12 protein-coding genes are annotated in these 14,786 nt (G+C 74.0%); 3 read left to right on the forward strand and 9 right to left on the reverse strand.

The window, feature by feature from the left end:
* Window positions 1-157: 157 nt before the first annotated feature.
* The 3 genes from ACFV04_RS17525 to ACFV04_RS17535 form a co-directional block, all read right to left on the reverse strand.
* On the reverse strand, window positions 158-613 hold the full coding sequence (locus ACFV04_RS17525) for a hypothetical protein (RefSeq protein ID WP_380347385.1): 456 nt from the start codon (window positions 611-613) through the stop codon (window positions 158-160).
* 319 nt (window positions 614-932) lie between these two features.
* Entirely contained in the window at window positions 933-1,370 is a 438-nt protein-coding gene (locus ACFV04_RS17530; RefSeq protein ID WP_380347384.1) for a hypothetical protein, read from the reverse strand.
* A gap of 261 nt (window positions 1,371-1,631) precedes the next feature.
* A complete protein-coding gene (locus tag ACFV04_RS17535) occupies window positions 1,632-2,150 on the reverse strand; it encodes a GNAT family N-acetyltransferase (RefSeq protein WP_380347383.1) in 519 nt (172 codons plus the stop codon).
* A 51-nt stretch (window positions 2,151-2,201) separates the two neighbouring features.
* Between ACFV04_RS17535 and ACFV04_RS17540 the strand changes: the two genes are divergently transcribed.
* A complete protein-coding gene (locus tag ACFV04_RS17540) occupies window positions 2,202-2,813 on the forward strand; it encodes a TetR/AcrR family transcriptional regulator (RefSeq protein WP_380529908.1) in 612 nt (203 codons plus the stop codon).
* A gap of 97 nt (window positions 2,814-2,910) precedes the next feature.
* Here ACFV04_RS17540 and ACFV04_RS17545 read toward each other — a convergent pair whose 3' ends face one another.
* The 3 genes from ACFV04_RS17545 to ACFV04_RS17555 all read right to left on the reverse strand — a co-directional run bounded on the left by ACFV04_RS17545 (window position 2,911) and on the right by ACFV04_RS17555 (window position 7,865).
* Window positions 2,911-3,597 carry a hypothetical protein gene (locus tag ACFV04_RS17545; RefSeq protein ID WP_380347381.1) on the reverse strand — a complete coding sequence of 229 codons (687 nt, stop codon included), beginning with the start codon at window positions 3,595-3,597 and terminating at the stop codon, window positions 2,911-2,913.
* A 156-nt stretch (window positions 3,598-3,753) separates the two neighbouring features.
* On the reverse strand, window positions 3,754-4,269 hold the full coding sequence (locus ACFV04_RS17550) for a hypothetical protein (RefSeq protein ID WP_380529910.1): 516 nt from the start codon (window positions 4,267-4,269) through the stop codon (window positions 3,754-3,756).
* A 440-nt stretch (window positions 4,270-4,709) separates the two neighbouring features.
* Window positions 4,710-7,865 carry an ATP-binding protein gene (locus ACFV04_RS17555; RefSeq protein ID WP_380529912.1) on the reverse strand — a complete coding sequence of 1,052 codons (3,156 nt, stop codon included), beginning with the start codon at window positions 7,863-7,865 and terminating at the stop codon, window positions 4,710-4,712.
* A 420-nt stretch (window positions 7,866-8,285) separates the two neighbouring features.
* Between ACFV04_RS17555 and ACFV04_RS17560 the strand changes: the two genes are divergently transcribed.
* Window positions 8,286-8,876, forward strand: coding sequence for a hypothetical protein (locus tag ACFV04_RS17560; protein ID WP_380529914.1), 591 nt, complete (start codon window positions 8,286-8,288; stop codon window positions 8,874-8,876).
* A 687-nt stretch (window positions 8,877-9,563) separates the two neighbouring features.
* Here the strand turns inward: ACFV04_RS17560 and ACFV04_RS17565 are convergent.
* Entirely contained in the window at window positions 9,564-11,795 is a 2,232-nt protein-coding gene (locus ACFV04_RS17565) for an ATP-binding protein (protein WP_380529916.1), read from the reverse strand.
* An 86-nt stretch (window positions 11,796-11,881) separates the two neighbouring features.
* The gene (locus ACFV04_RS17570; RefSeq protein ID WP_380529918.1) at window positions 11,882-13,168 is read right to left on the reverse strand and encodes a BTAD domain-containing putative transcriptional regulator; all 1,287 of its coding nucleotides are present in this window, start codon (window positions 13,166-13,168) and stop codon (window positions 11,882-11,884) included.
* A gap of 153 nt (window positions 13,169-13,321) precedes the next feature.
* Here ACFV04_RS17570 and ACFV04_RS17575 point away from each other — a divergent pair, with 153 nt between their 5' ends.
* Window positions 13,322-13,984, forward strand: a complete 663-nt coding sequence (locus ACFV04_RS17575; protein ID WP_380347370.1) for an SGNH/GDSL hydrolase family protein — start codon at window positions 13,322-13,324, stop codon at window positions 13,982-13,984.
* Between the two features lie 432 nt (window positions 13,985-14,416).
* Here ACFV04_RS17575 and ACFV04_RS17580 read toward each other — a convergent pair whose 3' ends face one another.
* Window positions 14,417-14,572, reverse strand: a complete 156-nt coding sequence (locus ACFV04_RS17580) for a hypothetical protein (protein ID WP_380529920.1) — start codon at window positions 14,570-14,572, stop codon at window positions 14,417-14,419.
* Window positions 14,573-14,786 lie beyond the last annotated feature (214 nt).

Below are 14,786 nucleotides of genomic sequence, written 5' to 3' on the forward strand. Positions count from 1 at the left end.
GTACTATTACCTCCGGGGCCCGGGTTTGTCTCCCTCGGGGGGCACATTTTTATGACGCTTAACATTCGGGATAGGGGGGCGTCCGCCGCGGCGCACGCCCCCTTCTCCGTATGGATGTGGCTCATGGCCCGTGGCTCATGGCCCATGGGCTGATGGGTCAGCGCACGGTGACAGTGAAGACCGGGGAGGCGGTGCTCCCGCTGATGATGCGCAGCTCGTTCAGGCCCTTGAGGCCGAGCTTCACGCCGAGCGAGTAGGAACCGGTGCGGGTGGTGTGGACGGAGGCGGGCAGCGTGACCCAGGCGCCGTGCTGCTTCTGCTGCAGGGTCACGGTGCTGCCCGCCTTGAGGCCGGTGGTGGTGCCGGTGACACGGAACAGCTGCCACGCCTGGACGGAGGACACCGACGGCTTGGCGGTGATCCCGGCCTGCGCGGCGTCCGCCTGCACGACGACCGGCTGCGCGGCGGCCGACTGCACGACGGCCGCGGGCTGGGCGGCGCTGGTGGTGGCGACGGGGGTGGCGGCCACGGCGGTGCCCGCCAGCCCGAGGGAGAGCACGGCGAGGGTGGTCACGGCGGCCAGGCGCAGGTGGTTCCGCTTGGAGGCGATCACGGGTGCACCCCTTTCGAGGGGAGGTGGTTGTTCGGCCCGAAGGCGTCGATGCCGCGATTCGGGCTCTGCCACCCATAGAGACGCCATGTACCGGACATCGGTTGTCGACGGATCGTCACCGACGTGTAACAGTCGGCGATCATGCGGGGCCGGGCGGGAACGCCATGCCCCCGTTTCACCCCGACACGCCGGCGTGACGGCCCCTCACCGCGTCTCGTCCCAGGCGGTGACGGGCAACCGGAAAGCACCGATTCCGGAGGGAACCGCCGTGGTCGTCACAAGGACCGGACGGCCAGGGCCAGATCACCGCAGGCCCTTCTCAGTCGCCGCTCCGCAGCTCGCCCAGCCCTTCTGCGAAGACCGGGAGGACGTACCGTTCCGTACCGTGCCCCGGCATCTCGATCTTCTTGAGCTGCCCGCCGACGACATGGGACACCACCGGTACGGGCAGGGCCTCCGGCCAGAGGCCGGTTCGCTTGCCCTCCGAGAGCACCCGGCGGAAGGCGCCGGTGGATCCCCGCAGGCTCCGGCCGTTCGCCTTCAGTTGTTCCGCGGCACACTCGCCTTCGCCTTCGACGATCTGGAGCAGGATCTGCTGCGCCCTCGGCGGCAGGCGGTCGTAGTACGAGCGGGCCCGCTCCGGGGTCCAGCGGTCGTCGGCCACCGCGGTCACGACGGCGGCCGGCATGGCGGCGAGGGCGAGCAGCTTCTCCAGCACCTCGGGGGTCGGATTCTCCACGGTGATCGTGATCTTCATGGCGCACACCTTGACAGCCAGAGATCCTGAGCACAAATAACCACGGCAAACACGCTACAGACGAAGCGCGCCTCACGGCGGGGCACGGACCTCTCCCGGGCCGACGTCAGGGACCCGGCCGTGCTCGCATGGCTCCCCGCCCTGCGCCGGCATCGCCCGCCCCGGGACAGCGGGAGAGCGGACGGCTGGAGAGCGGCACCGATCCCTCCAGGCCGCACCGATCCCTCGAGGCCGCGCCGGTCCCTCCAGGCGGCGCCGCCCTCAGAACCGCAGGTCCATCCGCTGCTCGACGGTGTCGAGGCCGAACTTGTGGGCCGGGCGGGAGACGGTGACCTCGAAGCCTGCCTTCGCGTAGAGGTGGTGGGCGGCGTCGAGGCCGGCGACGGTCCACAGCAGGACGCCCTCGTACGAGCGGGCGCGGGCCTCGACGAGGGCCGTCTCCAGCATCCGCCGTCCCAGGCCCAGCCCCCGGGCGGCCGGGTCGAGGAGCACCCAGCGGAGCTGGCCCCAGCCCGGGCGTTCCTCGGACCTGACGAGACCGGTGGCGCCGACCACCCGGCCGTCGAGTTCGGCGACCCACAGCCGGCCGGGTGCCGCGTCGCGTTCGCGGACTCGGGCAAGGACCAACTCGGCCATGCCGGCGGCGACGTAGGCCTCCATGGTCTCGTCCATGCCGTACTCGCGGGTGTAGAGGACGCCGTGGAGCGCGGCGACGGCGCCGAGGTCTCCGGGGCGGAGGGCCTCGCGAACGGTCGCGACCCCGGATGCGGTGATGGCCATGTCGGCATCCCCTTTCACTGAAACACTCGTTTCAGTGGAACGATAGTCCACGTGTCCGCCCCCGCCAATGCGCCTTCCCGTCCGTCGCCGCGCCGCGAGGAGATCCTCGCCGCGACCGTCCGCTACGTCGCCGAGCACAACGTGTCCGACCTCTCCCTGCGCCCGCTGGCGGCCGAGATCGGCTCCAGCCCGCGTGTGCTGCTGTACCTGTTCGGGTCGAAGGAGCAGTTGATCCGGGAGGTCTTGGCGGTCGGCCGGGCCGAACAGCTGGCGCTGCTGGAGCGCTCCGAGATCGAGGGCGGCAGCGCCCGCGCGACCCTCGACCTGCTCTGGGAGTGGCTGACGGACCCCGGGCACCGGGGCGCGCTACGCCTGTTCTTCGAAGGGTACGTCCGCGCCTTCGGCCGCTCCGGGCCCTGGCGGGACTTCGGCACCACCTCACTGGACGAGTGGCTGCCGCCCCTGGGCCGCGTCCTGGCCGGCACCGGGGCGAACCCCACCGTGGTGCTCGCCGTCCTCCGCGGGCTGCTGCTCGACCTCCTCGCCGCCGACGGAGACGACAGCGACGGCAGCCACGACGGTGACGGCAGTGACGGCGACGGCTCCCACACCGAGCGCGTTCACGCCGCCTGGCGCGCCTTCCTCGACGCCACCCTCACCTGAGAAGGCGCGCGCCGGGCGACCGATCGGCTGCTCCTTGTGAGCTCGGTGGTGGTCTTCGCGGTCGAGGCGTCCGCGAAGACCACGTCAGAAGGCCCGGTCAGTGGACCTCGACCTCGACGGCCGTACGGATCTCCAGGGCGCGTCGGGCGAGGTCGTCCAGGCGGGTCACGCCCTTCTCGTCGATGACGCCGCCGACCGTCATTCCGTCCGCCCAGATGCAGATCGTCCGGGATGCGGTCGGAGCCGTCAGGACCGCGCAGTCGAGCGCGCCGCCGAGCGGGCCGGCCGGGTAGTCCTTGCGGCCGGTCACGGTCTCATTGATCCGGCTGGACACGTCGGCCCCCCAGATCCCGCCGAACTGCCGGTCCAACTCCCCGCGGGCGTCCGGGAAGCTGCCGGTCATCCCGGCCACCAGGAGGGTGCTCCGGCCCGATCCGGCGGGGCCGTAGCCCGCCACCGACACGTCCCGGTAGCGGCTCAACGCCGTCAGGTTCTTCTGCAGGTGGCCGCGTTCGGCCAGGACCACCTCGTCGTCCGGCATCCGTTCGTGGTCGCCGATCCGGTCCGCGAGGACGATCCGGTGCGGGGGCGGGGCTCCGGCACCGGTCACGGCGGCCACGGTCAGGGCGGTGACCAGGGCGACGACCACCCCGCCCCCGATCCAGGCCCTGCGGGGCACCGTGCGGTACCAGGGCAGCGGGGCCACCGGCTCCAGGGTGTTGGCCCAGATCGCCTGGAGGCCGCTGAGCTTCTCGGGCGGCTGTTCGGTTTCCATTCCCACCATGTCATCTCATTCATGCAAACAAACGTTCAACGGATTGCCGGATGGTACGTCAGCACTCGAATGATGTGCAGCGCATTCCGGGCCCGACGGACGTTCACCACCCCCGCTGCCCCACCGGTCGCCACCGGACGCCCCCGGTCGAGCGGACGCCACCGGTCAGCCGGTCCCCCAGCCGATCCCCGACCCGTGCACGGCCTGCTCCCAGAGGTCCAGCCCCGCGCGGAGGAGTTCGCGCACGGCCACGGTCTCCTCAGCCGTCCACGCGCCCTCGCCGGCGGCCGGTTCGAGCGCTTCACCGCCGAAGACCTTCTCGTAGGCGCTGTCGTGAACCGTTCCCTGCACCGGAAGGGGCGGGCCGTCGCTCAGGCTGCGGGACAGGTCCTCGAAGAAGTTCCACGCTTCCAGCAGTAACCCCGCCGAAGCCGAGCCGAGGTCCGGGTGCTCGACCCACCGCCGTACGACGCCCAGGTCGAGCGCGCCCTCGCCCTCCTGGAGGAGCCTCCAGCCGTTGCGGTCACAGTGTTCCTGCAGCGGCGTGTACTCGTGGAACGCGAGAAGCCTGCCGCGTTCGTCGACGGCGAACTCATCGGAGGCATCGCCCTCTCCGGGCCGCCATATCAGCGTCAGGTCCCCTCTCCTGGTCACGATGCGGTAGGGAAAGTAGTCAGCCACGCGGGTCTCCCTGGTGCCTGGCGGCACGTGCCGCCTCGGTCATCCTGCCCGCTCGTGCCCGCCGCGTGGTGCCGTCGGATCCGGTGCAACGGTGGGGTGCCGGGCCTGCGGGTCCGGAAGCCGCCCGGACCCGGGACAGCGGAGGAAAGGGGCGGCACCTCCGGTCGGGTCCGTCCCCTGCGCGGACCCGACCGGCGGCCCCCGAGGGGGCGTGGGTGGGACAGGGACGCGTCGACCGGGCTCTGATCGTGTGCGCCTGTCCTGTGCCGTGGGGGTCGAGCTTAGGGAGACGCGTCTTACCGATCGCTTACCGGTCGCTTTCTGGCCCTTCCGGTTCCTTCCGCTCCCTTCCGGTCACCTCTGCTCGGACGGTCGTCGCCAGGCGTGCGGTGAGTGAGGGCCGAGCAAGCCGAGCGGACCCGGCCCCGGGTGGAGCGCCGTCAGGTGCCGTACGGCGGGGTGTCGCCGGGGCCGGTGGCCGGGGTGTCGCTCAGTTCACGGGCCTCGGCGACCACGCGGCCCGCCGACTCGGGCAGCCCGGCGGCGTCGTAGGCCCGGCCGAGCGCCCGGAGCGCCCTCGCGAGGAAGGAGCGCCAGCCACGGGCGCGCCACACCAGGACCGACTCTTCGAGGTACGCGACGGCCGAGGCGTGGTCGCCCGCCGCGAGGTCCAGTTCGCCGAGGATGCCGAGGGCCTGGGCGAGGTGGTGTCCCAGGTCGAAGCGCCGGGCGATGGCGAGTGCGGCCTCCGCGGTGTCGCGGGCGCGGCCGTCGCCGGTGGCCGCGTACAGGGTGGCCAGGTAGAGCAGGGAGAACGCTTCCACGTAGCGGTCGTCGAGGGAGCGGGCCATGGCGAGCGAGCGGGTGAGCAGTTCGTCGCCCCGCTCGACCTGGCCGGCCCGGCCGTGGGCGGCGCCCAGGAACTGGATGGCGGTCGCCTCGAAGCGGGTGTTGCCGATCAGCCGGGCCAGGCGCAACGTTTCGGTCAGGTGGTCGATGGTGCGGTCGAGGTCGGTCTCGCCGTACGCGATGGCGATGATCTGGTGCGCCCGGGCCTGGCCGCCCGGGTGGTCGTGGACGGTGGCGAGGTCCAGGGCGCGGCGGGCCTCGTCCAGGGCTTCCTGCTCGCGGCCTTGGGCCACCAGGCTCCACGCGGCCAGGACGAGCGCATCGGCGGTCCCGCGCGGCTCCCCCACCTGTTCGAACAGGCGCTGAAGGTGTCGTGCGCGGTCCCCCAGGGAGACCATCGTCTGGGTGCCGTCCGCCAGGTCGACCGTCGGATGGGAGCCGTCGGCCGGGGTGGTCCAGGTCGTCACCTCGATGAGGCCCCGGGTGAGCACGGCCGTGCCCAGGTCGTCGCCGGCCGCCCGGCAGGCCTGGAGGGCGGCCAGGTGCGTGGTGCGCCAGTCGTCGTACAGGCCGCGCACGTCGCAGTACTTCTCCTGGCAGGCGGCGAGGTCCCAGGCCAGCGGCACCATGCGCAGCGCGGCGGCCTGCCGGGCGCTCGCGTTCAGCGCCGGCTGCTCGGCGTCGAACCAGGCCATCGGGGCGTCCAGCAGCGCGGCGGTGACGGCGGACGGCAGCGGGTGGCGCGGGGCGGAGCCGTGGATCGGCGCGAAGCAGGGCCCGGGCACCTGGTCGGCCGCCTGTTCGGCCAGCCGGAGCCAGGCACCGAAGGCCCGTTCGAGCGCGGCGGTGCGCTCGAACGGCTCGTCGGCGGCCTCGGCGTGCTCGCGCGCGTACAGCCGGACGAGGTCGTGGAAGCGGTAGCGCAGGTGCGGCTCCGTTCCGTTCTCCTGCAGGAGCTGGGCGTCGATGAGCTCCTCCAGCTGCCGCTCCGCCTGCTCCACCGGGACGCCCGCCATCGCCGCCGCGACCCACGGGGCGAAGTCGGGCGCGTCGAGCAGGCCGAGCAGCCGGAACGTGCGGCGGGTCGGCTCCGACAGCCGGGCGTAGCCGACGGCGAAGCCCGCCCGCACGGCCAGGTTCCCGGCCTCCAGTTCGTCGAGGCGCCGCCGTTCGTCGCGCAGCAGGTGGGCGAGCCGGGCCAGGGTCCAGCGCGGCCGGGCCGCGAGGCGGGCCCCGGCAATGCGGACTGCCAGCGGCATGCCGCCGCACAGCTCGACGATCTGGGCGGCGGCCACCGGCTCGGCGGCGACGCGGTGCTCCCCGAGGATGCGGCGCAGCAGTGTCTGCGCGTGGGGGGCGTCGAGTTCGTGGAGGTCGATGAGGCGGGTGCCGGGAAGGGCGGTGAGCGCGGCACGGCTGGTGACCAGGACGGCCGGGCGGGGAACGTCGGGGCGGGGACCGTCGGGGCGGGGAACGTCGGAGTGGGAAGCGGCGGGGCGGGAAGCGGCGGGGCGGGAAGCCGCAGAGTGGGGTCCCTCGGCCGGGCAACTGGTCGAAGGCGCCGGTGTGCCCGGGAGCAGCGGTCCGATCTGGCACTCGTCGGCGGCGTTGTCGAGCAGGACGAGCGTGCGGCGGCCCGCGAGCAGGGTGCGGTACAGGGCCGAGCGTTCGTCCAGCGAGGCCGGGATCTCCCGGGGGTCGGCGCCGAGGGCCCGCAGGAAGGCGGCCAGCACCCGGGCCGGGTCGGCGGGCGACTCGTCCGCCCCGCGCAGGTCCGCGTACAGCCGGCCGTCCGGGTAGTCGGCGGCGGCGCGGTGCGCGGCGTGGACGGCCAGCGCCGTCTTGCCGATGCCGCCCATGCCGGCGACGACCGGCACCCGGCCGGCCGCCAGGACGTCCAGGACCAGCCGCACCTGCTCCTCACGACCGGTGAAATCCGTGACGTCACGCGGGAGTTGGGAGGGCACTCGGGTCCGCCCCGGGTCCGGGCGGGCACCCTCGCGGTCATGGGCCAGCAGTGTCAGGAAGACACTCTGCACCTGCTCGCCCGGCTCGATCCCCAGCTCCTCGGCCAGCCGCCGGCGCAGCGACTGGAAGCGGCGCAGCGCCTCGGCGGCCCGGCCGTCCGCCGCGAGGAGTTGCAGCAGGACGGCGTGTACGGGCTCGTCGAACGGGTGGTCCTCGGCGAGCGCCGTCAGGGCGTGAACGGCGGTTCGGGCCGCGCCAACGGTCCCACCCGCCCCGGCAGGCCCGGCTCCGGCCACGCCACCGGCCAGGGCGGCCCCGGCCAGGGTGAGGGCCGTGGCACGCACCGCGCCCTCCACCGAGGCCACCAGCGGATCCGCACGGTTCACCCGCTCCAGCCCCGCCAGCACCGGGCCCCGCCGCAATGCGACCGCCGCCGCCGGGTCCCCGTCGGCGGCGAGCCTGCGGAACCGTCCGAGGTCCACCGTGTCCGGCCCGGTCACCAGCCGGTACCCCTGCGCGTCGGACTCCAGCGCCACCGCCGCGTCCCCGAACCGCCCGAGCCAGGTGCGCAGCCGCGACATCCCGGTGTGCACGGCGCCCCGGCCGACCCGCTCCGACTGTTCCGCCCACACGAGGTCCAGCAGCCGCCCCACGGGCAGCCGTTCCCCCTCCGCCAGCAGCAGGGCCCCCAACAGCCCCCGCAACACCGTGGCCCTCGGCAGCACCTGCGGCTCGCCGTCCACGGCGACCGTCAGGGGACCCAGCAGCCCGAACGTCATCCTCATCCGCTTCAGCCCCCAGAAGTCACGACGGCGCCGAGGCCCGGCCGCACCGCCCGGCCGCACCGCCCGACGGGGCGGCGGCCGCCGGCCGCGGCACGACCACGACACTAGTCCGGGCACCGAGCACCGGTGTCCACCGGGCCCGCGCACTGCCCGGTGCGGCCTCCGTCCCGTCCCGGGCACCGAAGCACCGGGCTGCCGTGGTCACGGAAGGGCCCGGACAAGCGGGCGCCGATGTGGTACCCAGGTGAACGCGCATGATCACTCCATGCGGACAGGCTGGACCGAAGGGGGACATCGGTGAGCGCGCCGACCACACCAGAACGACCGTCAGATCAGACGTCGGAGCGACCGTCGGAGCGCCCCGCAACGGCGGCCGTCGTTCCCCCGCAACCGTCGAGGCCTCCCGGAGCCCCGGTGCCGCACCACCCCGGCACGCCCCGGTTCGACCTCCAGGGCTGGGGGACGATGATCACCGCGCTCGTGGGCGTCGCCACCCTCGGCGCGGGCTTCGCCGGAGGCTTCTTCACCCAGTCCCAGGTCAGTGGCTCGGATGCCCGACCGCAGCCGGCGGTGACCGTCACCGTCCCCGGCCCCACGGTGACCGTGCCCGGTCCCACCGTCACCCTGCCCGCGGTCGGCGGCCCGGCGGTCTCCCCCTCCCTGAACACGCTGCCGACCGGCGTGGCGGCCGGCAGTCCGCCCCCGACGGCTGTACGTGTACTGACCGCAGCCCCCGACGGCGGCCTCGGCGGGACGAGGACGGTGCTCACGGGCAAGGGCTTCCCGCCGAACGAGATCGTCCGGGTCTCGTTCGTCGTCAAGGGCGACCTGGGTGAGGACTACCGGGTCCGCGACCTGCGCGACACCCTGACGGACGGCGCCGGTGCGTTCTCCGTCGAGGTGGTGATCCCGTCCGACCTGAACGGCGACGCGAACCTGAACAGCTACCTGAGGGCCCGGACGTCCACGACGAAGACCGAGACGATCTTCGACCTGACCGTCTGACCGGGCCGAGTGGCCGGGTGGCCGAGTGGCCGGGTGGCCGGGTGGCCGGGTGGCCGGGTGGCCGACGGAGCCTGTGCCCCACCGGGTCCTGCCCACCGGTCCGCACATCGGCCCCGTGCGGCACCGCCGCAGCAGCCGGAGCGACGGGGAACTCACGAGTGCGGACCCCAGCATCGATCCACCGTCGAGCCGCGAGGTGCTCGACGTGGTCCGGCCGCCGACCGCGCCGACCGCCCCGGGGGAGACGGACGCCACGGGCACCGATCCAACGGTCTGGTCCGACGAGGCAGGCGCCTCCGGACCCGAGCGAGAACCGCTGAGCAGGTTTCTGCCGCAGTTCACCCTCCACAAGGCGGCCCTGACCGCCCCGCACACGGCGGACGACGGGAGCACGCCCCGGCATTCGCTGGCCGGGGCGCAGAGTTTGCTGCAGCGCGTGCCGCTCGGCCCGTGCCCGGCTCCGGTCTCCGGGACCAGGTTCCTCATCGGGCCCCGGCCTGGTCGCGATCGTCGGGCGCAGTCCGGAAGGCGAGGACGCCGCCGAGGTCCGGGCCGGCGCCCGCCACCGCAGCGCACTGCGGCCGCTCGCCGGGCTCGACCTCGGTTGGCGGCGCTTCGACGGGTGAGCGACGGGTGAGCGATGAGCAGGACCGAACCCGAACCGCCGACAGGCCGTGGCGAGGTGGGTCAGCCGGCTCCGGGCTCAGCCGGGTTCGCGGGGGATCCGAGCGACGGCTCACGGCGCAGTCGTGCGGGGTCCGCCCGGCTGAGGGCTGTCGGTACGTCCAGCTGCCGACCCGCTTCGTAGGCCTCGGTGAACCGTTCGTCGCCGAGCACGGCGCGGCTGCGGGCGGTCAGTGTGCGGATCTGCGGGTCGGTGCGGTCGTGGGCGCCGCGTAGTCTTGCCGCGGCTCCGAGCAGGGTGGCGGTGTCACGGTGCCGCCCGCGGAGTGCGGCGAGGCCGGCGACGCCGACCGCGACCGTCGCCACGATCGGCATGTCGCCGCTGCCGAGCGCCGCCGTGTACGCCCGGCGCAGCGAGCGCTCGGCGGCCGGACCGTCGCCGCGTGCGAGTTGGATGGTGCCCCGTACCGTGCCGATCAGGGCCTGCCCCTGGTCGAGGTCGAACAGGGCCTGCTGCGCGAGCCCGGTCTCGGCCGAGCCGAGCAGGTCCCCGGCCCGGGCCAGGTCGCCGCTCTGCGCCCGGAGGGCGGCTTCCCGGACGGAGAGCAGGACCGCCGTCTCCGGGGACGCCGAGCGCAGCGCACGCTCCCGGGCTTCGGCTATCAGCGCGGCTGCCCGGGTGGTGTCACCGAGCCCGGCGTGGAGGTCGACCAGGCGCAGGTCGACGAAGACCTCGTCGCTGATGCTGAGCGATCCGAACGTGGCGGCCAGCCGTTTGGCCTCGTTCAGATCGGCCAGCGCGCCGTCGAGGTCGCCGTCGTACTGCCGTAGCAGCGCGCGCAGCGGCAGCGCTTTGGCCACGCCCCAGCGGTCGCCGGCTCCGGCGAAGCAGTCCAGCGCGGCATCCACGTCACCGCGGGCCTGGTCGAGACGGCCCTCGTTCTCGGCGAACTGGGCCCTGAGCAGGCGGGCCAGGCCGGTCGACCACGTGTCCGGTGTGTCGGCCGACGGCCTGAGGAGGACCGGCGGCAGCTCGGTCCCCAGCAGGAGGGCCAGCCCGGCAGCAGCCAGCACGCCACCGGCACCGGTCGGCCCCGGTTCGCGCGGCAACCGGTCGGCGAGTGCCCGCAGCGCATCGCGCTGTTCCTCGCGCCGTTCATCGTGCTGATCCTCGCCCCGTTCGTCGCGCCGTTCCTCGGTCAGGCCGCCGGCGGGCGTGCCGGGGGCGGCGGCGGTGAGTGCCAGCAGCCCCGCGGCGACGGCGCGTTCCGCGCTCGGCCGCGCGACGGGCGACCGGGTCGCCGCGCGGAGCCAGTGGGCCGCGTCGGTGTGACGGCCGAGCATCTGCCAGTACCAGGTCAGGTTCACCGCGAGGTCGACCGCGTCGTCGGAGGCACCGTCTGCGGTGTCGCTGCCGTCGGGGGCGTCGGGGGCGTCGGGGGCGCACAGGTGGCGCAGAGCCGCGAGCACGTTGTCGTGCTCGGTGCGCAGCACGCGCAGTGCGTCGAGCTGCCGGGGGCCTCGCAGCAGCGGGTCCTGACGGGCGACCAGGTCGGCGAAGTGGCGGGCGGCCCGCTCCCGGGCGTCGGTCAGGGCGCCGTGCTCGGCCAGGCGCTCCAGACCGTACGCGCGGATCGTCTCCAGCATCCTGTAGCGGCCGGTGTCCGGCGTGAGCTGCAGCAACGACCGGTCGACGAGGCCCGCGAGCAGTTCGGGTACGTCGGCGGCAGGCACGTGTGTCCCGGCGCAGACGGCGGCCGCCGAGACTGCGGTGACGCCACCGGAAAGGACCGAGATGCGTTCCACGACCGCGCGTGCGTCCGGGTCGAGGAGGTCCCAGCTCCATGCGATGACCGCGCGCAGCGTGCGGTGCCGGGGCCGGGCGGTGCGGCTGTCAGTGGTGAGCAGGTGGAAGCGGTCGGACAGCCCGGCGGCCAGGCCTGCGAGCGGGAGCGTGCGCAGGCGGGCTGCGGCGAGTTCGAGGGCGAGCGGCATGCCGTCCAGGCTGTGGACGACGCGCAGCACCTCCCCGAGATTGTCCCCGTCGACGGCGAACCCTGGCCGTACAGCGGCCGCCCGTTCTGCGAACAGGCGCACCGACGCCGTACGGCGGGCCTGCTCGATCCCCGTACGCGGCGCAGGCAGGGCGAGCGGACCGAGCGGGACGAGTGCCTCGCCGTCGACCGCCAGCGGCTCCCGGCTCGTGGCCAGCACCCGCAGCTCGGCGCAGCGGGTCAGCAGTGCCGTGATGAGGTGGGCCACGGCGTCGACCAGGTGCTCGCAGTTGTCGACCACGAGCAGGCTCTCCCGGCCGTCCAGCTGATCCGCGAGGACGTCCAGCTCACCAGTCCGTTCACTGGCCGGCTCACCTGTCGGTTCACCTATCGGTTCACCAGCCGGGCCGGCCCCGGGCCACCGGTGGGCCCTCCGGCCAGGCCACCGGCCAGGCCACCGACCGGGGTGCCGCGCAGCCGCGCGGAGGCCTCGAACAGCGCCGGGCCGCGCAGCCCGATCGTGGCCAGCAGCGCGGCACCGACCTCGGTGGGCTCGGTGACGGAGGCGAGGTCGATCAGCCAGACGCCGTCGCGGTACGCGTGTCGCCGGAGGCGTGCCGCCTCGACCGCCAGGCGCGTCTTGCCGGCACCACCGGGACCCGTCACGGTCACCAGGCGACCGGAGTCGAGCAGTGTGCCGATCCTGGCGAGGTCGTCGTCACGGCCGATGAGTCCGGTGAGCGGCGCGGGCAGATTGCCGCGCCCGGCCCGTGTGGCCCCGGCCGTGGCGGGAGCCTCGGCAGGAGCAGGGACGATGGCGGTGGCAGTGGCAGTGGCAGTGACTGGAGGCGCGGGGGCGGAAGCGAAAGCGGGAACGCGCAGCGGGCGTAGGTGACGTTCACTCAGGGCGGTGCCCGGGTCCGCGCCGAGGACGTCGGCCAGGTGCCCGCGGACCCGCTCGTACAGGGCGAGGGCCTCCCCCTGGCGTCCTTGGGCGGCGAGCGCGTCCATGAGCAGAGCAGCGGCGCGCTCGTGGACGGGGTGTTCGGCGAGCAGTGCGGCCAGCCGGGCGGCAGCCGCTTCCGCGCGACCCAGCGCGAGTTCGGCGTCGGCGAGATCGGCGACGGCCTCCGTCGAGGCCCGGGCCAGCCGGACCGCGACCGCGGGCACCACCGCGGCGACGACCACGGGCTCGGTGCCGGGACGGTCACCCCAGAGCGCCACCGCCTCGCCGAGCAGGGCAGCCGCCGCAGCCGGGTCACCTGTATCTGCACCGACACCTCCACCGGCACCGACACCTCCACCGGCACCGGCGCGGAGACGGTCACGGCCCTCGGCGGCGAGCCGCTCGAACCGCAGCACGTCCACGTCGGCCGGTTCCACGGCCAGCCGGTAGCCGCCCGTAGGACGTGCGTCGACGCTCGCCGGGCCGAGGGTTCGGCGCAGCCGGGAGACGAGTGCCTGGAGGGCGTGGGCCGGGTCGGCCGGAAGGTCTTCGGGCTCGGCCCAGATCGCGTCGACGAGGCCGCTCCGCTCGACCTCGCGTCCGCCGGCCAGGGCGAGCCGTACGACCAGGGCCCGTAACCGGGCACCCGGTACGGGCAGGGTGGTCCCGCCCCGACACACCCTGAAGTCGTCGAGCAGCGTGACCCGAAGCCGCCCCTCCCCGTTCATCCCCGGATCCTCGCACGCGCCCGGCCGGCTCCTCACATCAGGTCCGTGGCCGCCCGTCCCCGTGTCAACGCCGTGTGCGCCCCGTGTGAGAGGCCTGCCGCAGGCTCGGTGTTCCCGGCGGGATCCCCCGCCCCCGAAGCCCGAGGAGCACACATGCCGATCACCCTCCGCCCGGGAAGCACCGTGATGTTCACCGGCGACTCGATCACCGACTGCCGACGGCTGGAGAGCGAGGACGGCCTCGGCTTCGGCTACCCGCTGCGCATCGCCGGCGAGTGGGGCCTCCGGCACCCGGAGCGGCCCGTGACCTGGCTGAACACCGGAATCGCCGGCCACAAGGTGATGGACCTGGAAGCCCGGTGGCAGGCCGACGTGCTCGACGCGCGCCCGGACGTGGTGTCGATCCTCGTCGGCGTCAACGACATGGGCTGGCACACCCTCGCCCCGGACGGCCACGTGATCCCCGCACGGGACTACGCGGCGGGCTACCGCCGACTGCTCGCGCCACTGGCCGAGGCGGGTACGGAGCTGATCCTCGTCGAGCCGTTCCTCCTCCCGGTCAGTGGCACCGTCGAGGCCGGTCACGCCCTCGTCGACGACGAGGTCCGGAAGGCGTGGCGGTCCGACCTGGACCCGAAGATCCAGGCCGTCCGCGACCTCGCGAAGGAGTACGGCGCGCACCTGCTCGCCGCGGACGTCATGTTCGCCGAACTCGCCGCGGCAACCGGGCCGGAGTACTGGGCGGCGGACGGCGTGCACCCGACGCCGGCCGGTCACGCCGCCCTCGCGGAGGCCTGGCTGCGCCTGGTCGCATGACACGGCGGCGCGCAGGCCCCCGCCGGACAACCGGACGGCAGGACGACCAGGCAGGCTGCCGGCCACTCGGGCGGCATGACCTCGGACAGTTTCCCGGTGTCATCGGTGAAGTCCAGGCCGCGGGGGCACAGCGGGTGGTCGGTCCGGCCGTTGTCGGGTTCGGCGGGATCGTCGCCATAGGCCAGTGGTGGCCGACCGGCTTCTCGACGGACATGAAGTCCAGCGTCAGTGAGTCGTTGACCTGCACAGGGGCGACCCGGCCCCACCGTCCTCCACAGCCGGAGACGGAGAACTCGATTTTCCGCGGAAAATCCCACGTCACCGCCCCACTCCGTCCGACCCCGCGCCCCTGCCGGACCACCGGCGCGAACGCCGACCCGGGTGCGGGCACGGGCGCGAGTGCAGGCGCATTACCGCCCCTGACCGGACGGGTCAGGCGGTGAGGCGGCCGAGGCGCCGGGCCATCTGGTCCACGGTGTCGGTGGGGGGCCAGGGGAAGTCGGGCAGGTCGGCGCGGAGGGTGACCTGGCCGTGACGCTCATCGATGCTGCGGCCACCCAGCCAGGTCGGAGTACGACTCGGGGTCATGGCGGGTGACACCGTCCCACTCCCGGCCCGTCGCCCACTGATACGCCCGCCGGGGCACCCGGAGCCCCCACCCGGCCTCGAAGGTCGTGGCCGTGAACAGGAAGAAGCGCGACGCTTCGTCGAGCACGCCCTGTCCAGAACCCGTCCCAGGTCATCACCCGCGCAGCATCGCATGCACCACTGACATCGACCGGTGCCCCGGAGCGCCAGCAGG

It is taken from the genome of Kitasatospora sp. NPDC059599, from assembly GCF_042735125.1.
GTDB lineage: Bacteria > Actinomycetota > Actinomycetes > Streptomycetales > Streptomycetaceae > Kitasatospora.